At 73.2% G+C, this 414-nt stretch carries 1 protein-coding gene; it reads right to left on the bottom strand.

Going from position 1 to position 414, the window contains the following annotated elements:
- Positions 1-414 (bottom strand): hypothetical protein (locus AC6CH2_RS22505; protein ID WP_498271161.1); only part of this gene is annotated, 414 nt, incomplete at both ends.

The following is a 414-nucleotide window of genomic DNA, read 5'->3' as shown; positions in this document are numbered from 1 at the left end:
CAGGGTGTAACTCGCCCCGACGACGCCATTCAACAGCGCCTCGCCGGTCGCGGTGCTGCCGCTGCCGGTGGTCGTCGCGGTGGCCGGGCCGCCGCTGCCGGCGATGCTCAGCGCGAACTGGTCGGCGTCGGCGAAACGGCCCAGCGGCAGCGCCTTGCGCAAGCGCAGGATCGGTTGCTTCTGGAACACCAGCGGACCGCTGGCGGTGTCGTTGGCGGTGTTGAAGTCGTTGTTGGTGGCATCGCCGTCGCCGTCGGGCACGGCGCGGCCGAGCGCGGCGTTGGCGGTGTAGCTGCCGCTGAGGGTGGGCGAGTTGACCGTGACCGGAATGGTGAAGCCGACCGTGCCGCCGCTCGCGCCCGGCGCCGCCGCGGCCGCCAGCGGGGTCGGGTCGAGTGCGCAGGTGACCACGGT

Source organism: Lysobacter sp. GQ73 (assembly GCF_059758755.1).
Note: the sequence above shows the minus strand (reverse complement) of the source record. Positions and strands in the feature narration are given on the sequence as shown.